This window comes from Flavobacterium columnare NBRC 100251 = ATCC 23463, assembly GCF_002530675.1.
Lineage (GTDB): Bacteria > Bacteroidota > Bacteroidia > Flavobacteriales > Flavobacteriaceae > Flavobacterium > Flavobacterium columnare.
Genome location: NZ_PCMX01000002.1, coordinates 67,145 through 91,380, shown reverse-complemented (window position 1 = coordinate 91,380; position 24,236 = coordinate 67,145). Strand labels below are relative to the sequence as shown.

The 24,236-nt window shown below is 30.5% G+C and carries 25 protein-coding genes and 1 pseudogene; 13 read left to right on the top strand and 13 right to left on the bottom strand.

Annotated features, from left to right (window positions below):
- The first annotated feature begins 37 nt into the window (after positions 1 to 37).
- Positions 38 to 1,228 carry an enoyl-ACP reductase FabV gene (gene fabV / locus B0A78_RS00520; RefSeq protein WP_014165509.1) on the top strand — a complete coding sequence of 397 codons (1,191 nt, stop codon included), beginning with the start codon at positions 38 to 40 and terminating at the stop codon, positions 1,226 to 1,228.
- Between the two features lie 233 nt (positions 1,229 to 1,461).
- Here fabV and B0A78_RS00515 read toward each other — a convergent pair whose 3' ends face one another.
- Positions 1,462 to 2,259, bottom strand: coding sequence for a T9SS-dependent choice-of-anchor J family protein (locus B0A78_RS00515; RefSeq protein WP_065213434.1), 798 nt, complete (start codon positions 2,257 to 2,259; stop codon positions 1,462 to 1,464).
- Positions 2,260 to 2,643: 384 nt separating this feature from the next.
- On the opposite strand from B0A78_RS00515, the gene B0A78_RS00510 reads away from it, so the two are divergent.
- From B0A78_RS00510 to B0A78_RS00495, 4 genes are all read left to right on the top strand, one after another.
- Positions 2,644 to 3,645: a glycosyltransferase gene (locus B0A78_RS00510; protein ID WP_014165507.1), complete on the top strand. Its 1,002-nt coding sequence runs from the start codon at positions 2,644 to 2,646 to the stop codon at positions 3,643 to 3,645.
- Entirely contained in the window at positions 3,645 to 4,232 is a 588-nt protein-coding gene (gene coaE, locus B0A78_RS00505; protein ID WP_065213435.1) for a dephospho-CoA kinase, read from the top strand. Before B0A78_RS00510 ends, coaE begins: the two co-directional genes overlap by 1 nt.
- A 68-nt stretch (positions 4,233 to 4,300) precedes the next feature.
- A complete protein-coding gene (locus tag B0A78_RS00500) occupies positions 4,301 to 5,884 on the top strand; it encodes a sensor histidine kinase (protein WP_041253217.1) in 1,584 nt (527 codons plus the stop codon).
- 2 nt (positions 5,885 to 5,886) lie between these two features.
- Positions 5,887 to 6,591, top strand: coding sequence for a response regulator transcription factor (locus B0A78_RS00495; RefSeq protein WP_014165504.1), 705 nt, complete (start codon positions 5,887 to 5,889; stop codon positions 6,589 to 6,591).
- Positions 6,592 to 7,076: 485 nt separating this feature from the next.
- Here B0A78_RS00495 and B0A78_RS00490 read toward each other — a convergent pair whose 3' ends face one another.
- Positions 7,077 to 7,958: a hypothetical protein gene (locus B0A78_RS00490; protein ID WP_097609287.1), complete on the bottom strand. Its 882-nt coding sequence runs from the start codon at positions 7,956 to 7,958 to the stop codon at positions 7,077 to 7,079.
- A gap of 183 nt (positions 7,959 to 8,141) precedes the next feature.
- Positions 8,142 to 8,657, bottom strand: a complete 516-nt coding sequence (locus B0A78_RS00485) for a MepB family protein (RefSeq protein WP_065213437.1) — start codon at positions 8,655 to 8,657, stop codon at positions 8,142 to 8,144.
- Positions 8,658 to 8,805: 148 nt separating this feature from the next.
- Here B0A78_RS00485 and B0A78_RS00480 point away from each other — a divergent pair.
- Positions 8,806 to 9,207, top strand: a pseudogene (locus B0A78_RS00480) (transposase); the annotation flags it as partial.
- A 438-nt stretch (positions 9,208 to 9,645) separates the two neighbouring features.
- Here the strand turns inward: B0A78_RS00480 and B0A78_RS00475 are convergent.
- The 7 genes from B0A78_RS00475 to B0A78_RS00440 form a co-directional block, all read right to left on the bottom strand.
- Positions 9,646 to 10,488, bottom strand: a complete 843-nt coding sequence (locus B0A78_RS00475; protein ID WP_097609286.1) for a hypothetical protein — start codon at positions 10,486 to 10,488, stop codon at positions 9,646 to 9,648.
- Positions 10,481 to 10,804: a hypothetical protein gene (locus B0A78_RS00470; protein ID WP_097609285.1), complete on the bottom strand. Its 324-nt coding sequence runs from the start codon at positions 10,802 to 10,804 to the stop codon at positions 10,481 to 10,483. Before B0A78_RS00470 ends, B0A78_RS00475 begins: the two co-directional genes overlap by 8 nt.
- A gap of 201 nt (positions 10,805 to 11,005) precedes the next feature.
- On the bottom strand, positions 11,006 to 11,707 hold the full coding sequence (locus tag B0A78_RS00465) for a hypothetical protein (RefSeq protein ID WP_123906719.1): 702 nt from the start codon (positions 11,705 to 11,707) through the stop codon (positions 11,006 to 11,008).
- A 181-nt stretch (positions 11,708 to 11,888) separates the two neighbouring features.
- A complete protein-coding gene (locus B0A78_RS00460) occupies positions 11,889 to 12,389 on the bottom strand; it encodes a DMP19 family protein (protein WP_097609284.1) in 501 nt (166 codons plus the stop codon).
- A 163-nt stretch (positions 12,390 to 12,552) separates the two neighbouring features.
- Entirely contained in the window at positions 12,553 to 13,317 is a 765-nt protein-coding gene (locus B0A78_RS00455; protein WP_097609283.1) for an Abi-alpha family protein, read from the bottom strand.
- A gap of 1,009 nt (positions 13,318 to 14,326) precedes the next feature.
- Complete coding sequence (locus tag B0A78_RS00445) at positions 14,327 to 14,560, bottom strand: hypothetical protein (RefSeq protein WP_014165489.1); 234 nt, start codon at positions 14,558 to 14,560, stop codon at positions 14,327 to 14,329.
- A gap of 306 nt (positions 14,561 to 14,866) precedes the next feature.
- Positions 14,867 to 16,033 (bottom strand): THUMP domain-containing class I SAM-dependent RNA methyltransferase, encoded by a 1,167-nt coding sequence (locus B0A78_RS00440; RefSeq protein WP_231138888.1) that lies wholly within the window; start codon positions 16,031 to 16,033, stop codon positions 14,867 to 14,869.
- 131 nt (positions 16,034 to 16,164) lie between these two features.
- Between B0A78_RS00440 and B0A78_RS00435 the strand changes: the two genes are divergently transcribed.
- The 7 genes from B0A78_RS00435 to B0A78_RS00405 all read left to right on the top strand — a co-directional run bounded on the left by B0A78_RS00435 (position 16,165) and on the right by B0A78_RS00405 (position 20,605).
- Positions 16,165 to 16,929 carry a class I SAM-dependent methyltransferase gene (locus tag B0A78_RS00435; protein WP_014165487.1) on the top strand — a complete coding sequence of 255 codons (765 nt, stop codon included), beginning with the start codon at positions 16,165 to 16,167 and terminating at the stop codon, positions 16,927 to 16,929.
- 76 nt (positions 16,930 to 17,005) lie between these two features.
- Positions 17,006 to 17,698, top strand: a complete 693-nt coding sequence (locus tag B0A78_RS00430; RefSeq protein WP_014165486.1) for a hypothetical protein — start codon at positions 17,006 to 17,008, stop codon at positions 17,696 to 17,698.
- A 39-nt stretch (positions 17,699 to 17,737) separates the two neighbouring features.
- Entirely contained in the window at positions 17,738 to 18,547 is an 810-nt protein-coding gene (murQ, locus tag B0A78_RS00425) for an N-acetylmuramic acid 6-phosphate etherase (protein WP_063744036.1), read from the top strand.
- A 22-nt stretch (positions 18,548 to 18,569) separates the two neighbouring features.
- Positions 18,570 to 18,797, top strand: coding sequence for a DUF6095 family protein (locus B0A78_RS00420; protein ID WP_014165484.1), 228 nt, complete (start codon positions 18,570 to 18,572; stop codon positions 18,795 to 18,797).
- Entirely contained in the window at positions 18,784 to 19,323 is a 540-nt protein-coding gene (locus B0A78_RS00415; protein WP_014165483.1) for a DUF1572 family protein, read from the top strand. Before B0A78_RS00420 ends, B0A78_RS00415 begins: the two co-directional genes overlap by 14 nt.
- Before the next feature lie 21 nt (positions 19,324 to 19,344).
- Positions 19,345 to 19,716, top strand: a complete 372-nt coding sequence (locus B0A78_RS00410) for a hypothetical protein (protein WP_014165482.1) — start codon at positions 19,345 to 19,347, stop codon at positions 19,714 to 19,716.
- A gap of 34 nt (positions 19,717 to 19,750) precedes the next feature.
- Complete coding sequence (locus B0A78_RS00405; protein ID WP_014165481.1) at positions 19,751 to 20,605, top strand: TerC family protein; 855 nt, start codon at positions 19,751 to 19,753, stop codon at positions 20,603 to 20,605.
- A 637-nt stretch (positions 20,606 to 21,242) separates the two neighbouring features.
- Here the strand turns inward: B0A78_RS00405 and B0A78_RS00400 are convergent.
- The 3 genes from B0A78_RS00400 to B0A78_RS00390 all read right to left on the bottom strand — a co-directional run bounded on the left by B0A78_RS00400 (position 21,243) and on the right by B0A78_RS00390 (position 24,183).
- Positions 21,243 to 22,274 (bottom strand): M28 family metallopeptidase, encoded by a 1,032-nt coding sequence (locus B0A78_RS00400; protein ID WP_097609282.1) that lies wholly within the window; start codon positions 22,272 to 22,274, stop codon positions 21,243 to 21,245.
- Positions 22,275 to 22,531: 257 nt separating this feature from the next.
- Positions 22,532 to 23,569 carry an RluA family pseudouridine synthase gene (locus B0A78_RS00395; RefSeq protein WP_014165479.1) on the bottom strand — a complete coding sequence of 346 codons (1,038 nt, stop codon included), beginning with the start codon at positions 23,567 to 23,569 and terminating at the stop codon, positions 22,532 to 22,534.
- Positions 23,570 to 23,571: 2 nt separating this feature from the next.
- Entirely contained in the window at positions 23,572 to 24,183 is a 612-nt protein-coding gene (locus B0A78_RS00390; protein WP_014165478.1) for a PASTA domain-containing protein, read from the bottom strand.
- Positions 24,184 to 24,236 lie beyond the last annotated feature (53 nt).

Genomic DNA, 24,236 nt, shown 5'->3' with positions numbered 1-24,236 from the left:
TTAAATTAAATTTGCTAATCAAACTAATTGAAAAGAAATGATTATTGAACCGAGAATGAGAGGTTTTATCTGCTTGACAGCACATCCAGAAGGTTGTGCTCAAAGTGTTAAAAACCAAATTAATTATGTAGTATCTAAAGGAAAAATTAATGGACCAAAGAGAGTATTAGTCATTGGAGCTTCTACAGGTTTTGGTTTAGCTTCTAGAATTACAGCTGCTTTTGGTAGTGATGCTTCTACAATTGGGGTTTTCTTTGAAAAAGAACCAGCAGAAGGAAAAACAGCTACTCCAGGATGGTATAATTCCGCTGCTTTTGAACAAGAAGCAAAAAAAGCAAGTTTGTATGCTAAAAGTATTAATGGTGATGCTTTTTCAAAAGAAATTAAGCAAAAAACGATTGAAATGATAAAAACGGACCTGGGTCAGGTCGATCTTGTTGTATATAGTTTAGCTTCACCAGTACGTATGCACCCAGATACAGGAGTGTTACATCGTTCCGTATTAAAACCTATAGGTCAGGTTTTTAGCGATAAAACAGTTGATTTTCATACAGGAGTAGTATCAGAAGTTTCTATCCAACCTGCTGTACAAGAAGATATAGACAATACAGTAGTCGTAATGGGAGGTGAAGATTGGACAATGTGGATGGATGCTATGATGGATGCAGGGGTGTTAGCTGAAGGTGCTACTACTGTTGCTTATTCGTATATTGGCCCAGAAGTCACAGAAGCTGTATATAGAAAAGGAACTATTGGTCGTGCCAAGGACCACCTTGAAGCAACAGCCTTTGAAATAGATGAAAAATTAAAGAATATTAACGGACGCGCCTTTGTATCTGTAAATAAAGCTTTGGTTACACAAGCCAGTTCCGCAATTCCTGTGATTCCATTGTATATATCATTATTATATAAAACAATGAAAACAAAAGGAATACACGAAGGCTGTATTGAACAAATGCAACGTTTGTTTTCAGAATGTTTATATACTGGAGCAGCAGTACCAGTAGATGAAAAAGGGCGTATTCGTGTAGATGATTGGGAAATGCGCGCAGATGTTCAAGAAGCTGTTAAAACTTTATGGGAACAAGCAAGTACAGAAACTTTAAAAGAAATAGGAGATTTAGCAGGTTACAAGAGTGACTTTTTGAATTTATTTGGTTTTGGTTTTGAAGGTGTTGATTATTTAGCTGATACAAACGAAAGGGTTGTTATTGAAAGTATTGGGTAATAAAAGACCAAAGGGTATAGATGTAAGATAAGGCTGTTCTAAAAACAGCCTTATCTTTTAGATTAGATAGGCATCTGTTAATAAAACACCTCTCAGAAAAATAATATTTTTGAGAGGTGTTATTTATATAATATCCTGGACCCCTAATTTAAATTACCTAGTAATAATAGAAACTAACTCAGAATATCTATCAAAAAAGATTTCATATTCGCTAAAGAAAGCAAACCAATCCATTAAGATTTAATGATTTTTGTTGTTTTAGTTTGTTTTCCTGAATTTATTTTTAAAAAATAAACTCCCGCTTTTAGATTAGATAAATCTAAATTATGTTCAATGCTATTAATGTTTCTACTGTAAATTTCTTCTCCAAAAAGATTAAATAAAGAAATGCTTTTCATTTGTGATTGAGAAGATATTTTTAAATGATCAATAACAGGATTTGGGTATAATTGAAACAAATCGGTACTAAAAATGTCGGTACTCAGAGTTCCGTAAGTGTTATTTATAACATCATCTACTTTTATACCTCCTTTTAGATCAGTTACTTTAAACGCTAAATAAATATCTTGCCCTATATAGGGTCTTAAATCTATCGTTTTAAACTTCCATTGATACTCAATGTTTTCATTGTTAACTAATACATTGGATTGATTATTTAAATCCTCTTCAGTAGGATTATTTGTGGATAGCTTAAGTAGACTGTATTTTTCGCTATCAGGAATGAATACCGTACTTATCCAATAACTCAATTGATCATTTACAGCTTGTGTTACAGAAATTTTAGGAGTAATTAAATAATCATCGTTAAGACCAGAGCTTTTTCCTTTTACTATCATAGCGCAATTTTTGCCAGTTCTAGGAAAGTAATTATCATTAGCATAAAGCCCCCAACTCGATTCATTATCTTTATTGTTTAAAACTTTCCACCCGTTAACTTCTAACTGTATAGTATTTGGCAAATTTTCAAAATTTTGATTGAACTGAGCATTGATACTTAAGCATCCTAAAAAAAACATAATAATCTTCTTCATTTTTTAAACTATTTTAATTATCGTATAAAGGTAAAAGATGGTTCTATTAAAATAAAATAGAAGTTTGATTTTTTTAAAAGTGTTTTATATATAAAACTACGGCTATCGATCTCTATAATAAAATCTATAAATAAAGTACTTTTGGAGTTATTAGTTTGCTTGTTTAATGTTAAAAATAAAAAATATTCAATAGAACTAAATTGTTAGATGTCTTTCATTAGAGTAGTAAAAAACTTCTTAGAGCAATCAAAAGAAGGAGGATTTATGATAAATTGTAATTTTGGAATATTCTAGCGAAAAAAAGCGTGAAAATAAGGTAAAAAAGCATTTATTTTTCATGACTTTTTTTGTTAAAAATGTAACTTTGTCAAAAAAATAAGAAGAATGAATTTTTCTTTTGTTATCCCTGTTTATAATAGACCTGATGAAATAGATGAATTATTAGAAAGTTTAACCAAACAAACTTATAATAAGCCTTTTGAAATTATTATTGTTGAAGATGGTTCAACAGTACCTTGTGAGCATATAATAGATAAATATAGAACCAAGTTAAACTTAACATATTATCTAAAATATAATTCAGGCCCAGGCGATTCTCGTAATTTTGGAATGCAATATGCAAAAGGGGATTATTATATTATTTTAGATTCCGATTGCATACTTCCATCGCAATATCTGTTGGAAGTTGAAAAATCCTTGTCAGAAAAATATGTAGACTGTTTTGGAGGCCCCGATGATATGTTAGCCAGTTTTACACCTATCCAAAAGGCTATTAATTTTGCAATGACTTCTGTACTTACTACAGGAGGTATAAGAGGAGCTAGCGAAAAAATAGGAAAATTTCAACCTAGAAGTTTTAATATGGGAATTTCCAGAAAAGCATTTGAAGCATCAAAAGGATTTTCTAATATTCACCCAGGTGAAGACCCTGATTTGTCTATTCGTTTGTGGGAAATGGGATTTGAAACAAAATTAATTTCTAATGCTTTTGTATATCATAAACGAAGAATTGATTGGGAAAAATTTTATATTCAAGTTAATAAATTTGGAAAGGTCAGACCTATTTTAAATAAATGGTATCCTGAGTATGCTAAGCCAACATTCTTTTTACCGTCTTTATTTGTCGTAGGATTTTTTCTTGGGATATTCTTAAGTTTCTTATTTTTGTTTGACTGGTTGTTAAAACTATATTTCTTATACACTGTTTTGGTAATGACAGTTTCAACATATAAGAATAAGAATTTTAAAGTAGGTTTGTATTCTATCGTTGCTGTTTGGAGACAGTTTTTTGGGTACGGTATGGGGTTTATAGAATCATATTATAAAATAAATATCTTAAAAAAATCACCAGAAGAAGCTTTTCCAGAATTATTTTTCAAAGTTTGATGACTAAAATTATTGGTTTAACAGGAGGAATAGGCAGTGGAAAAACGACAATAGCTCGTTTATTTCAAGAGAATCGAGTGCCTGTTTATATAGCTGATGAGGAAGCTCGAAAAATAATGGAGTTGCCCGAAACGATTCATCAAGTAGTGCAGCTATTCGGTAATAAAGTATTAATAGAAGGAAAAATAGATCGAAAACAATTAGCCCAAATTGTTTTTAATGATCCTTCAAAACTAAAAAAACTGAATGAATTAATACATCCGTTAGTAGCTAAAGATTTTAAAACATGGTTGCAATTTCATCATTCATATCCTTTTATCATAAAAGAGTCAGCTATACTTTTTGAAAGTGGAAGCTATAAGGATTGTGATAAAATAATTGTAGTTACTGCTTCAGAAGAAATGCGTGTTAAAAGAGTCATGAAACGCGATCAGTTGACTAAAGAAGCAGTTTTAGAACGTATGAAAAATCAATCATCGGATAAAGAAAAAATCCTTAAAAGTGATTTTGTTATAAAAAATGAAAATTTAGAAGAAACCCGAAAACAATTGGAGGATATTCTTAAAATTTTATCAAATTTTTATTAAAATTCTTTGTTGTTAATGTTTGGTTAATTTTTTTAACAGTTAAATGTTAAAATATTATATTTGTTTCAATGAATAAGAATTGGTTTCGTTTTGTCGTAGTCTTAATGTCTATCGCTCTACTAGGAATTGTGGCTGTGCAAGGATATTTGATAAATGTTTCCTTTAAAAATAAGGAAGAACAGTTTAAATACCAAGTTAAACAAGTAATTGATAATGTAGCTAGAGAAGTAGAAGAGCAGGAAGCCTATTCTTTTTTAAGTCGATTTAGTAAGATAAAAGATAGTATAGGTAAAGATCCAGAACGAAGTGAATTAATGAAGTTTTTTTATGTAGAAAAAAACGAATTAACAAATCAAACGATTATTTATTCAAACAGTATAATTCCTGAGGATTATTCCGTATCTTCCTCGTTCTTTGATAAAAATAATGACTCTACCCGCATCAAAAATTATGTAGCAAAACGAGTAACAGAAGTATATAACGAAACTACCCTAAACGATCAGAATATGACTTCCACAGTTCAACCTTCTGAACGAATAGAAAAAGCGGGAGTCGTAGAGATCTTAGATAAAGCAACTTTTGAACTAAATTTTAAAGACATAGCGTCAACTAGACAAGTTTCACAAAGAGTTAGTGTAGAACAATTACAGATTTTATTTGCAAATGAACTAAAAGCATTAGGAATAAATACTCCTTTTGAATTTGGAGTTTATAATAATGGTTTAGCTACTAAAGTAAAATCAGAGCACTTTAAATATGATAAAAAAAACACCTACGATACGCCTCTTTTTACAGATAACGACGGAATTAGTAGATATCAATTGTTATTAAGTTTCCCTAAAAAGAAAGTGTTTTTAGCTTCTGATTTTGTTGGAATCGCATTTTTAGCTTTCTTGTTTACATCTATTATCATCGTAGCTTATTATAGTGCTTTAAAACAATTAAATACCCAACGTCATATTTCTGAAATCAAGACGGATTTTATTAATAATATGACTCACGAATTTAAAACGCCTATTGCAACAATTAATTTAGCTTTAGATGCTATTCGAAACCCTAAAGTGATTGATGATAAAGAAAAAGTGCAACGTTATTTACAAATGATCAAAGACGAAAATAAGAGAATGCATGCACAAGTAGAAAATGTCTTAAGGATTTCAAAATTAGAAAGAAAAGAATTAGATATAACAAAAGAATGTCACGATGTACACGATATGTTAGAAGAGGCAATTGAACACGTTAGTTTAATAGTGGAAGATCGTCAAGGTGAAATGAAAACAAATTTCAAAGCCTTAAAATCAAAAGCTCTACTGAATGACATTCATTTTACTAATGTTTTGGTAAATGTTCTAGAAAATGCGGTCAAGTATACACCGGAAAGACCCATGATAGAAATAAGTACAGAAAATATCAAAAATTTTATTGTCGTAAAAATAAAAGATAATGGAATTGGAATAGGTAAAGTGGCACAAAAAAAGATTTTTGATAAGTTTTATAGAGAACACACAGGTGATATTCATAATGTTAAAGGACATGGATTGGGATTAGCCTATGTAAAAAGAATTATGGATGATCATCACGGAGAAGTGATGGTAGAAAGTGAAAAAGGTAAAGGAAGTACATTTATAATAAAATTACCCTTAATAGTTTGATTATGGAAATGGTAAAAAAAATATTATTAGTAGAAGATGATCCTAATTTTGGCTCAATTCTTCGAGACTATTTAAGCATGAATGATTTTGAAGTAACATTAGCTAAAAACGGAATGGAAGGCTTCGAGAAATTTAAAAAAGACGAATATGATTTATGTATTTTAGACGTCATGATGCCTTATAAAGATGGCTTTACATTAGCAAAAGAAATAAGAGAAAAAAATAAAGAAGTCCCTCTTATTTTCCTTACTGCAAAAACCATGAAAGAGGATGTCTTAAAAGGATACAAAGTAGGAGCAGACGATTATTTAAACAAACCTTTTGATTCAGAAGTGTTGTTGATGAAAATACGAGCCATTATTCAGCGAAAAACTTCTGAAATAAAAGGAGATACTAGCAAATATGAATTTGAAATAGGTAAGTTTCATTTAAATGCTAAGTTACGCTTCTTAACTTATCCAGGAGAAGAGCCCGTAAAACTTTCTCCAAAAGAAAATGAACTACTAAAAATGTTAGCATTGCACGAAAATGATTTAATGCCACGTGAGTTAGCTTTAACTAAAATCTGGAGAGATGATAATTACTTCACTTCTCGTAGCATGGATGTTTATATTGCCAAGTTGCGTAAATATCTTAAACACGACGAAAACGTCGAAATACTTAATATTCATGGAGAAGGGTTTCGATTAGTTGTAAAGAATAACTAAAAAGACAATGTAGTAAAAAATAGCACCTAAAAAATGTTATTAAGCCCAATGAAATAAGTAGATAAAGAGAAGTATATTGAAACTACTTTCAATATACTTCTTTATTTGTGAAAAAAATAAAAAAGTGTCCTAAGTGTGGCTCAAGTTACACTATAAACATTACAAGTCGTAAGGGAATTAAAAAACAAATGACACTTTCTTAGAGGAGCTCACAAGACGTTTTGTCTTGCATATACTCCCCAAAAACTTTTTCAAAATAAAGTAATACGGGGATTTTACCCATAAGTGAAGGAAATCACGCTAAAAACCACCTAAAGTAGACTTCAAAAAAAGAGGCGTTAAATGCCTCTTGTATATTCTTAAATTTTTACTTCGATATTCCCATAATGGATGGAATCTCAACGGTTCCGTTCAACAGAGGTTTCATTGTTGGCTCTTCGAGCCCAACGAAACCTTAGCTGTTATATGCCGCCTTTCTTGTCATTTTATGTGTTTTGTATAAAATAGCAAGCAACTTTTGATGTCGGTTCAAAGAATACAAATAAGTCACCGTCACCCCAAAAGTTCAGTTCTTCGTAATAGTGTCTATACCACTCATCTTTAGGATCAACGTTTGTTCGTTTTACAGTTACCCCACCATTTAATTGGCAAAGGAATTTCATTCTCTTTCCTGATTTTGGACACATTGGAATGCCGGGATATTGTATCCAATTTGGTAATCCTGAATGTCCAGTTCCTGAAAACTCTTCTTCCTCGACAAAGGAAAATTTCATTTCATTAAACACTATTTCAGAGTTTTGATTAAGGTCGTCATCGTATGATGTGTCAGCTTTCTCAACTTCATCTCTATTGATTATAGTAGGTTTGTTTGGATTTGAATAATCTAAGAATACGTTTCCAATGTTTAAATAAATTGGACAAGTCAAATGAACTTTAAATGGCAACCAACTAAGATTTTTGTCCCTATTGTCAATGAACCCCATATATTGAAAGGGAACAACACAATTATTGTCTGGTAATTGAAAGTCGTTTGGGATTTCTCCCCCAAGTTGGTGTAGTCCATTTTTGTCTTCAACTAACTGCAATATTCTATTTTCTTCAAACTCTTTATATTCCAGTCCTATTTCGTCTGCTTTGAGTTCTCTGTCCTTTCTGTTTCCTTCTTCATAGTTATAAGCTCTTATTAGTTTGTCATTTTCAAAAACTAACTCAATTCCACTATAAAGTGTATCGACTGTTCTCTTGTTTGTAATTTGAGTCGCAATGAAATTGTCACATTGTTGGTCTCCGTTCAAATGAACTTCCCAACCCGCAAGAAAAACACTTTTTGTCTTTCCGTTTTGTCTATTGAATAGGTTTTTAAACATAATTCTTTGTTTTACCGTCTGTCGTCATAAGGTGGCATATAACGTCCCGCTGGCTTCAAGAAGTGGCGAACTTTGGGACGATAAATTTTCCACTAAGATATAATTTAATAGCGAAAAACAAATATGAATTTACTAATATTCTCGCCATTTTGTGAAACCGCTGTTAGCTGTTCGTTGCTTCTTTTAGGTTAGTTCTTTTAACAACTTTCTTGCTTTGTTTATGTCGGTTTCGGTTCTAATTTCTACAAAATATTTTGTTTGCCAATTTTGAGTTTTCTGTGCTTGTTTACTTTCTGTTACGCTCCAAGTAGGATAAACTCTTATTCCACGTTTTCCTTGTCCACTTTTAGTTGTCAGAATTTTGTTTTCACTTAAAATTGTTTTGTCAAAGATGAAAACTCCAAATTTTTCTTCTTGTCGAGTTGCTATTATATAAAATTCAAATTCGTCGTCGATATTATACGGTTCAGTTATTTTGTTTTCGTTTCGTTTCCAGATTGTTACAAATTGCCCCGTTTTAGTCGGTGTAATTTTCGCCATTCTGAATTTTGCTTTTTGTTTATTCAGCTCAAAATTATGTGCGAAATATTCTTGGCTTTCTATTTCGGTTTCTACATTTTCAAGTACTATTCCGCAAACCTGAAAAATACGATTATTTATAAGTTCAATTTCGGAAAATATTTTGCTGGAATTTGTCAATTTTTGGCTTAATTAATTTTCTGTGAGTTCAGTTTTTCTGCGTTGCACCGCAATGACAGCTAACGTCAGTCTGTGAAAAAACACAGAAACCTCACCAAATATAGCTAAAATAGTTTGTTAAAAAAGGGGAATTTTCGTATTTTTAAAAATGCAGCATATCCAAGGGATTTCCCGTAATCAGTTACCTGTATCGAGTTTAGAAGACAAAATTACTTCTGATAATCCTGTTCGATTCATAGATGCTTTTGTTGAACACATAGACCTTCAAAAAGTAGGATTTACAGCAGTGAATTTAAAAAAAGAAGGTCGTCCAAGTTTCAATATCCAAGTGTTTCTTAAAATCTATTTATACGGTTATTTGAATGGTATTCGCAGCTCCAGAAAACTAGAAAAAGAGTGTATTCGTAATATTGAAATGCAATGGTTGTTAGAAGATATTCGTCCTAATTATCACAGTATTTCTGATTTTAGAAAAGACAATCCCAATGCATTGAAGCAACTCTTTAAACTGTTTGTTTCTTTTTTGAAAGATGCCGATGGGGATACAATCATACCAATTTAATAGGACTTGAAAAAGTAAACGGAGAACATAGCTTGATTATGCTAGTGTACAACATCAAGCGTACCATAAATATCCTTGGAGTCCTTGATTTAATAGCAAAAATCAAAGCTTGGAACTCACCTTATAAGACAAAGGATTTGTTTTTGATAAAAACGACTTATTTAAACCTGTTTATAGGCTTTATATTTTTTGAAACACCTCAAAATAAGTTCAAAAATAGCATTGTTTAAAATAAAGTTATGTCAGTTTGGTGGGATGAATTGTATTCAAAAAAGAGGTTTTTTCACAGCCTGACGTTTCCACGCTTTGCGAGGTTGCGAGCTTCGTAACCGAGTATTTTCGGTTACTACTAAATTTCTTGCGAAAGATAAACGTGAATTTACCACAAAATTCGCAATCTCGCAAAACGTGTGTTAGCTGTAGTATTTAATAATTTTTACAAACAATTCTTTCAAATTCTGGATATTCTTTGTTTGCTTCTGATTTAAGAGTATATCCAACTTCTAAATCTATTTTTTTTCCTTTATTATTCTTGAAATGATTCTTTACTTTGAAAGCATTAACATCTTTTTGAGGTTTAAAGACTTCATTACTAATACTTACATAATTCCTTTCTCCTGTTTTTTCTGAAAAGGAGATAGTTATATATTCTATTTTGTCAACTAAACTTTCATCAATAAACTTTAGTTTAAGTTCTAAAATATCTGATTCATAATCTTTTGGACATTCAAAAATAAAATTAGATGATTGTCCTGAAGACATGTAACCTTTTCTTTTGTATAGAATTTTTTCGTCTAATTTTTGATTATAGCTTTTTATTTCGCCTATTTCAAAATTATTTATTTTTATTTTTTTGTTAATGTCATTTTTTAATTCTTCTTTTTCTCCGATAATTTTTTCAAGATTTTCAATTTCTTTTTTTAGCTTTTCTAATTCTATATTCTGCAAATTGATACTATCAATTAAAGTATGAGAATTAGATTTTAGAGATTCTAATTTGTTTACATCTAAACTATCTAAATCTGTCTTTAAGTTTAAGTTAAGATTAGTATTTAATATTTCCCGTAGCATTGTACTTTGCTTTTCAAATTCTTTATCATAATAAAAATTCACAAGTAATGCACTTGATAGTATAGAAATCACTAATATTATATTTAGGTATTTAGACTTCTTATTATGAGTTGTATTTTTAGCAGTAATAAATATGTAAATAGAAACTAATAATGTAGCTATTAATGGTATAATGTATATGTAATTTATATTATTCATTTTCGGAAGCTTCAAATTGGTTATTATTTTTTCTCAATATTGCAATTAATGTTCCACTCCAACTTATTCCAGCAAAAATTGAAGATTTTAGAGATGAAGGTTCTAATAAAACATATGCTAATAATGCACCGATTACAGGTAATATGACAAAATCAATTCTAAAATAGAATGCTTCTGATTTATTTGGTATTAACTTCTTTATAAAAGGAATTGTGCCATTAAAATCTTCACTATATAATGATAATAAATGTGTGCATAAAGCTCCTAGCCAAGTTTGAAATAAAATTATTTCATTGATTTCATTAAATAATTCCACTTTTGTTATTTAAATTATTATTTCTCATTTTGTCGTCGTCAATTCTAATATTACAGCTAACGTCCCGCCGGCTTTGTTGCCGTTGCGTAAATTTAGCACAAAAGTTTCCAAGTACAAAACCCGAATTGGAAAAAACTCCGTCCTTTCCAAAGGAAGCCCAAGCCCAGCAATGGCACAAAACCGCTGTTATAGGCTGTAGCTTTAACAATTCTGAAATTCATTTTCTAATTTATCTTTAGCATCTAGATATTTAGCAGATACACTGTCTGGAATAAATAACAAACTATGAATGAATCGAAGAATAATAAAAATACCAGTTGTAAAAATGAAGTTTACAATACATAACAACAAGTCTTTTTCGAGTAAAGTATACATATTATAAAACAAGCTAGCAGTTAAGGTTATTATAATTATTCCATTAACTATAACCCAGTTTCTAGGTTCTGTATGAAGGATTTTACCAGTTTCGTCAATTCTACCTTCAACATTTATAGTTCCTTTGTGAATTACTTCTAAAACGATAAATTCTGACGAATCTAGATTCTCAAAGTTGATTTTGACAATATTTCCATCAATACTTGTATTAAGCTCGTCAATTCCTTTAACTATAAAAATTTCTTTAAGGTCTGAAGAAGTTATTTCTAATTTATTAATTTGCTTTTTTGATAATGTTTTACGTCCATTGTTATAAATTAATATTCGTGTATTAAGTTCACGTTCACTATCAAACCAATTACTAAAACTTGTACGTGTTTTACAAATCGTATGAGTTGAATAAACCATTCTGTAGAATGTTCTAAAATAAAGATAATATGCAATAAAAACACTTATAAGAAAAGTGGTGATTGAAATCGTATTACCTATTCCAATGAAATCAATCAACTTGTTAATAAATTCGAACATATTGAGGTTAAATTATTGTCGTTTTTCGTGTGCTATTGCCTATAACGTTCTGGCGCTACATGAGGTTTGGGATTAAAGATGCGAGGTTTTTCGGCTAAACACAAATTTCCCAAGTACAAAACCATCTTCAAATTCAGTCAAATACCCAAATCTCGTGTAACGGCTGTTGTGAGCTGTTGTTTTACGTTTCAATTTGGAGTCTTACATAATCAACTAATAATTTTGCTAAATCTTCTTTTTCATCTAAGTCGCAATATTCATCATCTAATTCATTAAGTTTTATTTCAAAAGAATCATCATAATTATAATATTCTCTTTCTGCAACTAATTCTATAAATCTATTTAGTGAATAATTTTTAGGATTGATATATTTTAAACAAGTTTCCAATATTTTATAACTGTAATTGGCTCCAATTCTTTTAAAATCTTCAAGAGTTTCATAAGCAAAAATCCCATAAGAGTTATCAAAATATTGGATTAGTCCGCCGTTCTGTAATTCGAGATTCAGTATTCCAATCCGATAAACTGTAGCCACAGGTTCGTCCATTTCATTTACAACTTTTCGCCATTTTTTCAAATCTGTAAAATCAGATATATTTTCTTGAATTTTTTTACCGGCTAATTCACAGTAAACAAAATTGATTAAATCTTCGTCAGTTAATGTATCCAAATTAATTTTCATAGTTTTCTCTGTTTTACAATAGCTCACAACGTCCCCGCGCTACAAGCAGTTTGGGACTAAATTAAGCCCATTATTCGGATTTGCCAAATCTTCCAAATACAAAACCAATTTCAAATTAAGCCTAATACCCAAATTGCTTGTAGCGTGTGTTGGCAGATGTAATTTATTTTAGCACGAATATTTTATCTTTCGGAATACAAGCTTTAACAAATAAAGTTCCAAATTTCGTCAAATATATTCGTGTCTTTGTGTAAATTCCATTTTGCTTTTTATTGTTTTGAATTTCATCCTCTTCCCAAATTGCCTCTTCTGAAAGTATTGTCCATTTTAGTAAATTTAAAGATTCAAGATGCGAAACATACATATCAAAATGTTCTATAAAAATCATTTTGTCTTTTGGTGAAGTATCTTTTAGTACTTTTTCATTTTCAAAATGACTTTTACCATTTTCATCTTTAATTAAATCCATTGTATATTCATAATCAATAGGTTCTTCTGCAATTTTAAATAGGAGGAAAGCTTCGTCTGGAGAAAGTTGTTCAATAATGTGAAAAAATGCGGGATGAGCTTCGTTTATTCTATCTCTATCAATTGCTCTTTGAAGTAATGAAATATATAAATCAGTTAAATAGTTATTCTCTTCCAAGTATTTAAGTCTGTCCATTATTGGACCGCTTAACGAAGTTGGAGCTTCAATTTGTCTTTCTTCGGGTACACCTTCTCGTATTTTATTCAAATATTTTGCGAGTCTATCTTGATAAACGCCTAAATATTGAAATGGGGCTGTAAATAATCTTGCCGATTTAACTATGTCTGTAGAAATTTTTCCTGCCTCTTGAACAGATTCAGATAAACCATCTTCATATATTTTTTTCACAGTATCTGCACCCAAAATATTTGCAAATTTTTCCAATCCCTCTAATCCCATTTTCTCTTTTTCTAAAAGTTAAATTTTCTCATTTACGGTATTATATCTGCCAACACACAAATATACGCAACTCAGCGATGATTACAAGGAAAAACAAAGAAAACTAGGTTCTCCTAGATAACATCTTTAAAATCAATGCTTTTAAAAGACATGTCAAATGCGTATTTTATGTATCTTTATATAGTTTTATTGCGAAAAATAATATTTAAATATTTAAAATGCGCAGTTATGGATTTATCACAATATCAATTTTCATTCGGCACGCATCAAGGTCGAAACATCATTTGGATTCAGTTTAAATATCAGCTTATACCATTTAAACTTTGAATTTTCTTTTTAAAAATAGTACATCTACAAAAGCAACAAATATTAGTATTGGTTCTCGATGCGCTTCGCACTCGAACGAACGATGATTTCAATTATATACTCAACCGTCTGTTCGAGTTGTTTTTAAAATGAAAAAAAAACGTATCGAGAACTTTACTTTTTAATCCAGTATATTTTAAGTTTAAATGGTATTAATTATTTATTATGTCTAAAAAAAGCATCCTGATGATTTAAGAGAAAACAAAATCCTTAATCAAGCCAAACGAGAGGTAGAAGGCTTTAGCGAATTTATTTACCGTTTTGAGCGTAGCATTTCTATACTCGGTAGAAGTCAAAGTACTTTTAGTAATTATGCTCGGCACGTTGCTGCCGTTGCGCTTTATTTTGGAAAAAATCCAATAGAGTTGAAAACTACCCACCATTAGCTACCACCGACCTCAAGAGGTAAATCCAAAAGGGGTAACGTTTAGTTACAAGGATTTGTAGATAATCTAGGAAAAAACATAGAGTTTGTGTTTATAAAGGTGTGAAAAAGGGAAGTGGGTGTTTAAAAAGCAGTAACTTAATGTTTAACTTGTTGCTTCAACGGGAAGAAAAGTTATCTTATCAAGGACTATGAGATTTCGTTTGAGTTTCTTTTTGATTCAATGAAAGATTGCGAACTTTTAGAACACCCTTTTTGTTATTCTATTGTTTTAACTCCTTTAATAAAAATCCATTTCATAAAAATTTTTTCTCCATCACGTGTTGTAATTGCTTGAAATTTAGGTGCTAATATGGTGCTAATAACAAAAGCAGTCATAGGAATCCACCAGCCATTTAAATGGGTGTATTGAGTAACTAAGTAACGTGCTGAAAAAAAGAAAAGAGCGAAGGATAAAAAATTATAAATAAAGGTTTTTGTTTTTTTGTTCATTATATGTTTTTTTAGAATTTTTGTACGTAAAAAGTGATTAAGTTTTTATTTAGATTTTAGTGTAGGTGTAATCTTTTTTGAATAAAATTGCATCCTTCTTTATTATTAAAACCAATATTAAGAAAACTAATAATGTAAAGGGGTGTATTGTTCATAACTAAGGGTTGAGTTAAATAAAGAAAAAAATAATTCTATTAATGCAAAATAAAACAGTGTTTGTATACTACTTAATAAACATTCTAGAATTATATTTTTCAATATTTATATTTTTAAAATAATAACGGCTGAATTAATGATAAGGTAATTTTAACTATTGGTGTTTAAAAATTTTCCTTTTTTACTACCTTCATACATTTCAAATTTAGCTAAACGGGTTTCTAGCTTTCCATTGAATAGTTTGATCTTTCTTGAAGGTTTTAATCCTACGAATTTCAACGCGTCCATATTACCCGTTATGAACCAAGCATGGGTGTTTGGATATCCTTGTTTTAGGGTATCGCCTATTTCGCGATAAAAACGTTCTAAATGAATGTCAAGACGCTCTCCATAGGGTGGATTAAAAACCATGTGTAATGGGCCTTCCAATGTTTTTTTAGTTTCAAAAAAGTTTTGTTCGCGAATAATGATGTATTCATCTAGATTGGCTTGTGTAATATTGGTTCGGGCTTTCATTACAGCACTTGGGGCTTTATCGTAACCGATAATTTTATAATGAAATTCTTTTGTTTTGTTTAACAATGAATCCATTATTTTATCAAATAAATCATTATCCCAATCATTCCATTTTTCAAAAGCAAATTCCTTGCGATTGATATTGGCAGGAATGTTGCAAGCAATCATAGCAGCCTCGGCTAAAATAGTGCCTGAACCACACATGGGATCCATAAAATGACAACTACCATCCCATCCTGATAATAATAATATTCCAGCTGCTAATACTTCATTTATAGGCGCAATATTGGTTGCTGTTTTATATCCTCTATGGTGTAAAGAATCTCCTGAAGAATCTAAGGAAACAGAACAGTTTTCTTTATCAATATGTACATTGATACGTATATCTGGACGTTCTTTGTCAATACTCGGACGATGGCCTAATTTTTCTTTAAATTGATCTACAATGGCATCTTTGCATTTTAATGCCACAAATTGCGAATGATTAAAATATTCTGAATTTACCGTTGTGTCAATTACAAAAGTTTGATTGGCTCCAAAATATTGAGCCCAATCTATTTGTTTAATCCCTTTATATAAACTAGATTCGTTATAAACTCTAAATTGATGAATGGGTTTTAGTATTTTTAAGGCTGTACGCAATGCTAAATTAGCTTTGTACATAAATCCTTTATCGCCTAGAAAACTCACCATACGAGTTCCTATTTCTACTTTTTGAGCACCTAAAACTTGCAGTTCTTTTGCCAACACTTCTTCCAAACCAAAAAGTGTCTTAGCAACCATTTTAAAATTATTATCCATAAATTATTTTAAATTCCAATAGTCAAAATTTTAATTTCCCAATTTCAAATCCTAAATATTTTCAAACATCAAATTTTAAATCTGAAATTGGAATGCAAAAATACTTTAAATTTGTATGCAAATAAGTATAAATGTCAGAATTATCAAATCATAAAGCACAGACCCCAGAAGCCAAATCAGAAAATTGGTTTGAAACTTGGTTTAATTCCCCTTATTATCATATTCTTTATAAAGAACGAAATGATCAAGAAGCACAGTTATTCATGGATAACTTGACGCATTATTTGAACTTACCTGAAGAAGCTAAAATTCTAGATTTAGCGTGTGGAAAAGGACGACATTCTATTTATCTGAATCAATTAGGATATGATGTTACAGGAGTAGATTTAGCAGAAAACAGCATTGCAGAAGCAGCTCAGTTTAGTAATGAAAAGTTACAATTTAAGGTACATGATATGCGCGAACGTACAGAAGAAAAATACGATGCGGTATTTAATCTTTTTACTAGTTTTGGTTATTTTGAGAATGAAAGTGATAATTTAAAAACCTTAATAGCTATCAAGGAAAGCCTAACGGAATATGGTTTTGCAGTTATTGATTTTTTAAATGTTAATTATGTGATCAATAATTTAGTGCCTGAAGAGATTAAAACAGTTGATGGAATTGATTTTTATATTAAAAGGGATCTAAGAGAAGGACATATTTTTAAACAAATTAATTTTGAAGATAAAGGGAAAAAATACCATTTTACAGAAAAAGTTCGTGCCTTGACATTACAAGATTTTGAAACTATGATGGAAGAAGCAGGAATCTACCTTTTAGAAATTTTTGGAGATTATAAACTGCGTAAGTTTTATAAAAACGAATCGGAACGATTAATAATGATTTTTAAATAAAAGTTGATGGATTCATTTGAATATTGGTTTATTTCAAAATCCGCTTTTCAAATGAATTTATCAGAAATAAACATAAATGATATATTTAATTCCTTTTTTATCTGTTGTATTAGGTTATATAGTAGCTATTTTTTTGCAACCTAAAAACAAGAAGAATCTAAAATTATTATTAGCTTTTAGTGGTTCTTTTCTATTAGCGTTGACTGTTTCTCATTTGCTTCCTCAAATTTTTACAGGTGTAAATAAGGCGATAGGGGAGCATTTGCATAACAACATAGGAATGTTTATTATGGCTGGAATTTTATTTCAGATTATCTTAGAATATTTTTCACAAGGAGCAGAGCACGGTCATGTACACGGACACAATGATTTAGCACATATTCCTTGGGCTTTATTTGTAAGTCTGTGTTTGCATGCTCTACTAGAAGGAATGCCAATCAGTCAACACCCTCATGTGGCATGGGGAATATCAATACATCACTTTCCTATTGCAATTATTTTGACAATTTTTTTAATTCAATCCCATCTAAATAAAATTCAAATAGCTATATTTATGTTAAGCTTTGCTTTAATGACTCCTGTGGGAACCTACATTTCAGCTAGTACGGATTTTCTGATTCCTTTTCATAAAGAAATTACAGCATTTGTTATAGGTATTTTATTTCATATTTCTTCTACTATTATTTTTGAAAGTAGTGAAGGACATAAATTTAATCTAGCTAAATTAATTGCTATTATATTGGGAATTGTTTTAGCTTATTTTATGTAAAATGTAAATAAAAGATGCTTTCACTTTAAATGTATAAAAATGACCTTCATAAAAACCACAGAACAATCATCAAAATACCAAGATTTAGAAAAAATGTCGGTTCATGACTTATTGATTAATATTAACAATGAGGATAAAACCGTTCCTTTAGCAATAGAAAAAGCATTGCCACAAATAGAAGCATTAGTTCATCAAATTGTAGAAAAGATGAAAATAGGCGGAAGATTGTTTTATATAGGAGCTGGAACTTCTGGAAGATTAGGAATTGTAGATGCTTCAGAATGCCCTCCTACGTTTGGAGTTCCGTTTGATAGAGTCATAGGAATAATAGCAGGAGGAGACACCGCTATCCGAAAAGCAGTAGAATTTGCAGAAGATGATCGAGAACAAGCATGGAATGATTTAGAAGCATGGGATATCAATAAAGATGATGTCGTTATAGGTATAGCCGCTTCGGGAACTACACCTTATGTTTTAGGAGGGTTAGAAAAATGCAATGATAAAGGAATTATAACAGGCGGAATTACCTGCAACGCTGGAAGTCCCTTAGCATTAACCTCTACATTTCCCATAGAAGTAGTTGTAGGACCAGAATTTGTAACAGGAAGTAGTCGTATGAAAGCAGGGACAGCTCAAAAGTTAGTTTTAAATATGATTTCAACCTCTACTATGATTCAATTAGGACATATAAAAGGGAATAAAATGGTTGATATGCAATTAAGTAACATAAAACTAATTGATCGCGGGGTGCGAATGATAATGAATGAAATTCCTGTGAGTTATCAAGAAGCTGAAAGACTTTTAAAAGAACATGGAAGTGTTAGAAAAGCAATTGTAAATTATCTTTAAAATATAAACAACATTAATCAATATGTCAACTAATAAAGATGTTTTATTAAAAGGAATAAAAACGTTAGCAATGGCTCTGCCCCTTATGTTTATAGGACCGTCTGTTATTTTTAGCGCATTCAAAAATCAAGGGCATCCATTTTATATTCCTGTTCTAGGTCTAGGAGTTATTTTATGTTTCTTTTCAATATATCTTATATTCAAAGGAATTCAAACTATCATGAAAAGTTTGTTTGATGGAAAGCACTAATCTTTATTTAGAAAGTGTAAAAAAACAGATGTTTTATTACAAAACTATTGCTGAGAAGGCTATAGATCAGTTGAATTCAGAACAATTATTTGTAATGTCTAACGAAGACACCAATTCAATTGCTGTAATACTACAACATATAGCGGGTAATATGTTATCTCGTTGGACCGATTTTCTTACTTCTGATGGAGAGAAAGAATGGCGCGATCGAGACGCTGAATTTGAAAATAAAATAACGACTAAGGAAGAACTTTTGGGGTTATGGGAAAAGGGATGGAAATGTTTTTTTGATGCAATTAATGACTTAAAACCTCAAAATTTAAGTCAAATTATATACATTCGAAATGAAGAACAAACCGTTATAGATGCTATTAATCGTCAGTTAGCACATTATCCATACCATATCGGACAAATTGTTTTTTATGCTAAAATGCTAAAAAAACAAACCTGGAACAGCTTATCTATTCCTAAAAATCAGTCAAAAGAATATAATAGTATCAAATTTTCAAAAGAAAATAATTTATAAAATCCTTAAACAACTATTAAAATGTTTAAAAATTTATTTTTCCTTCTAACACTTGTTTTTGTTTCTTGTTATAATGTAGAACGTAATTGCAATGATTTTAAAACAGGTACTTTTAAATTTAATGAAGAAATAGAAGGGGTTAAACACACTTCTACTTTTGTACGTAATGATTCTTTACAAATAGAAACATTTGGAGGAAAAATAGATACAGCTAAAGTACGATGGGTTAATGATTGCGAATACATACTGCAAAAAATAAACCCTAAAAATTTAGAAGAAAAAAAAGCAATTCAGATAAAGATACTGAGTACCAATCAAAAAGGTTATTATTTTGAATATTGTTTTGTAGGAGAATCAAAAAAACAAAAAGGTTTTGTAACAAAAATAAAATAGTCGCGTATAATGATTGTAAATTCAAAAAAACAAAATGGAAATCTTATTTAACCCAGATGCTTGGATAGCATTATTAACTTTAACATTTTTAGAAATTATTTTAGGAATTGATAACATTGTTTTTTTATCAATCGTTTCCGGAAAATTAAAAGAGGAAGAGCAACCCAAAGCGCGTCGAATAGGGTTGTTATTAGCCATGGCTTTTCGTATTGTATTACTATTTGGTATTACATGGGTTTTAAGCTTACAAGAGGTTTTATTTCACATTGATTGGGGATGGCTTCAAGCAGGAATAACAGGGCAAAGTCTTATCATATTTGGAGGAGGTTTGTTTTTATTATACAAATCAGTATCTGAAATACATCACAAATTAGAAGGCGAAGAAGAAGGTGAAAAAGGAAGTGCAAGTAGTAGTTTGTCAGCAGCTGTTTTTCAAATTGCAGCACTAAATTTAGTTTTTTCTTTTGATAGTATTTTAACCGCTGTTGGATTGGTAAGTATGAAACCTGCTCCTGAGGGTTTTGGATATGAAGGAGCTTTAGTGATTATGATTCTTTCAATTGTTATTTCAATTGTTATTATGATGATATTTGCGGGACCAGTGAGTAAATTTGTAAATAATCACCCAACGATTCAAATTTTAGGGTTATCATTCTTAATACTAATAGGAGTAATGTTATTAGCAGAAGGAGGACATCTTGCTCATATTGCTTTCTTTGGAGGTACAGAAGTACATAGTATTCCTAAAGGATATTTATATTTCTCAATCTTCTTCTCTCTATTTGTAGAATTCTTAAACTTAAGAATGAAAAAATCTAAAAACCCTGTTAAATTGCATAACAACAAAATAGCAGATGCTAAATTAGAAGATCAAGATTTTACTAATTAACGAATAGTTTTAGAAGAGAAAAAAACTATTTAAGCTTTTGATACAAAGGGTGTCCTAAAAAGTAGTAACTTAAAATCTAGTTTGTCACTTCGACGAAATAGGAAGCACATTTTCAATATTACATGTGTTTCACTTGTTTAATTCGTTCGAACTTTTCTTTTCAAACAGAGGATAAAGGTTACAACCTTTTAGGACATTCTTATTCTATATAAAAAAATAGAGGTTGTACTACTATAAAACTAAATTGTATATTAGGAATTTATGACAGATAAAAAGACTTCGATTTTAAAAAAGTACGTTATTTCTTGCCTTCAATGAAGTACAACGGTGGCTGCGATAAAAAAAATAGGCGTATTTTTCTATCCTTATTCTTTTCATTATCATCACAAAGTCTAACGCGTAATCTGGGTTTTATTTTAAAAACATTGTTACATCTATCCGTATATTGTTATTTCAGTTCTATTTAGAGAAGTGTGTTTGTTTTCTGAATGAATGTTCTTTGGGGTAAAGCAAGATTAATAAGAACTAAGAGCAAGGATGAAAAAGCCCTAATGATTGTATAGTAGTCATTAGGGCTTTTTATAAAAAATGTATGCGAAACAAAATGAAACTTTAAAAATAAAAAGAAAGTTGTATTTTAAAGTTTATCTACTATAGGTTTTTCATTTCTATTAGCTAAATTCCATATAATGGCAAAGGCAAGTTTGGCACGTTTTGCTAATGCATCATATTCAATTTTATCAGGGTCATCCGTTGGCTTGTGATAGTCCTCGTGAGTACCATTGAATAAAAAAACAGATGGGATGTTGTGTTTTGCAAAGTTATAATGATCGGAACGATAATAGAAACGATTTGGATCATTCTTGTCATTGTATTTGTAATCTAATTTTAGATTTACAAAATCAGAATTGGCATTTTCAACAATTGTATATAAATCAGATGATAAATAATCGGATCCTATTATATAAACATAATTGTTAGAATCCTTATGTAAATTATCTCTACGACCTATCATATCAATATTAACATTGGCAATTGTATTTTTTAGAGGGAAAAGAGGATTTTCGGAATAAAAACGAGACCCGTGTAATCCATGTTCTTCACCTGTTACATGCAAAAATAATATAGAACGTTTAGGACCATGTCCTTCATTTTTTGCTTTTTGAAAAGCTTCTGCAATTTCTAGTAAAGATACGGTGCCAGAGCCATCATCATCCGCCCCGTTATAGATTTCACCGTTTTTCATTCCTACGTGATCATAATGAGCAGAAACAACTACTATTTCTTTAGGTTTTTCGGTTCCTTTTATAAACGTCCAAATATTTTCAGAATCACCCAAACGAGGGCTAAATGCTTTTTGAAAATAAGAAGAAGGGATAGGTTGGTAGTAAGATGTAGCTTCATCTGGAAAGCGAATATTGTTTTTTATATATTCTGAAATGATATATTTTCCTGCTTTTTTTTGTCCTTCTTCTCCCGTATTTCTTCCTTGCATTTCGTCAGAAGCAATTGTATAGAGGTGGTCTTTAAGTTCTTTTTCTGTTATGGTATTGAGATAGGTTGTAACTAAATTTTTATTATTATGGTCTGATTTAGTCGTTTTTTTCTGACTAGAACAGCTTAGTGATAGGGAGGAAAGAAGTCCTAATAAGATCGTCTTTTTATTCATGATTTAACATTTGATAGACGAATATAGGTAAATGTTGGTTTACAAGCAAGAATTATATCTTTTAAATAGTGCAAGTAAAATCGTTGAGAAAATAGAATAGGTGTCCAAAAAGTAATCAAATTTGTTTTATGAATCTCTAGTTTTCTTGTTTTGATTGAAAAGGATCTAAGAATTAAGTACAATGTTTCTTTTGTTCTTAGAGAACTCAATTAACTATTTATTTTTTACTTTTTGGACACTTTATATATTGGGTATGGTTATTCTAAATGATTAGATTTGCCATAAAGTCTCCATTTTTCTATACATAAAACCATATCTTCTGGTAATTCAGTATTAAAACGCATGTATTCTTTTGTAACAGGATGTTCAAACCCCAGTGTTTTTGCATGAAGAGCTTGGCGAGGCAAAATTTTAAAACAATTTTCTACAAATTGTTTGTATTTAGAGAAAGTAGTTCCTTTTAGAATGAAATGACCGCCATAGCGTTCGTCATTGAATAAGGTATGTCCTATATGTTTCATGTGAACACGTATTTGGTGTGTACGTCCTGTTTCTAATTTACAGGATACAACGGTAACGTAGCTTAACCGTTCTATGACTTTATAGTGTGTTACAGCGTGTTTTCCTATAGATGAATCAGTATATACGGCCATTTGCATACGATCAGTGGAGTGACGGGCTATATTGCCTTTTATGGTTCCATAATCTTCTTCTACATTTCCCCAAACAATAGCTATATATTCTCTTTCTGTAGTTTTTTCTTCAAACTGTTTGGCTAAATGAGCCATAGCTTGTTCGGTTTTTGCAACAACTAAGAGTCCAGAAGTGTCTTTGTCAATTCTATGTACTAGTCCTGGTCGGTTACTTGAATTCATAGGTAGGTTTTCAAAATGAAAAGCCAATGCGTTAGCTAAAGTACCGGTATAGTTTCCGTGACCAGGATGAACAACTAATCCTACAGGTTTGTTAATGACTATAAGAGCATCATCTTCATATATAATGTCTAAAGGAATGTTCTCAGGAATAATCTTATTCTCAAAAGGAGGGTGTGATAGTACAACCTTTATTTCATCAAATGGTTTTATTTTATAACTGGATTTTACAGCTATGTCATTTGCTAATATAAATCCTTTTTCAGCAGCTTGCTGTATTTTGTTACGTGTAGTGTTTTCTATACTAGTCATTAAGTATTTGTCTACACGCATTGAGCTTTGCCCTTTTGGAATATCAAATTTATAGTGTTCATATAAATCGTTTTCCCATTCCTCTTCCTTTTCTATAAATGTAATAGCCATTTTTATTCTGTAACAGTAGAGTCTATAGATTCATTTTCAGGATCAGTATTTTCTTCTTCAAAACCTATTTTGCCATCGCCTAAAACAAGATTAATACGAGTCGTTTTTAAAACCTGTTGTCCAGGTCTTATAGGTTTACCATTGATATTCATTTCTAATACCATGTCTTTAGCAAGGTTAGGAATATAGGTTGTATCCCCTACAGACAATCCTAACGCGTTAAGAGTAGGAACGGCTTGACGATACGTTTTTTGGATTAGGTCAGGAAGTCTTACCTTAGCGTATTCTTCTGCGTTAATTTTAACATAAATTACGCGGTTATGTTTTACTTTACTTCCAGGTTTAGGGTCTTGCTGAACAATAGAAAGTTTTGGGAATGCAGGGTTATAGTCTGTAGTATCTAATAATTCATAATCTAAATCTAGTTCGTCCAGTCTTTCTTCTGCTTCTTCTAACGTTAATTTGTTTAGGTTAGGAACTGTAATCTCCTCTCCATGATTAGTCGTAAAACGAATCCATTGCATAAAAATAAATAAAGAAGCAGATACTATTAAAAATGCGAAAAATAGTTGCTTAAAAAAAGTAAAACTAAGTATAAAACGTTTCCAGTTCATATAAAAATGCTAATTTTCAAAGGGTTATTTTTTGTATGCTATTTTTTTTAGAA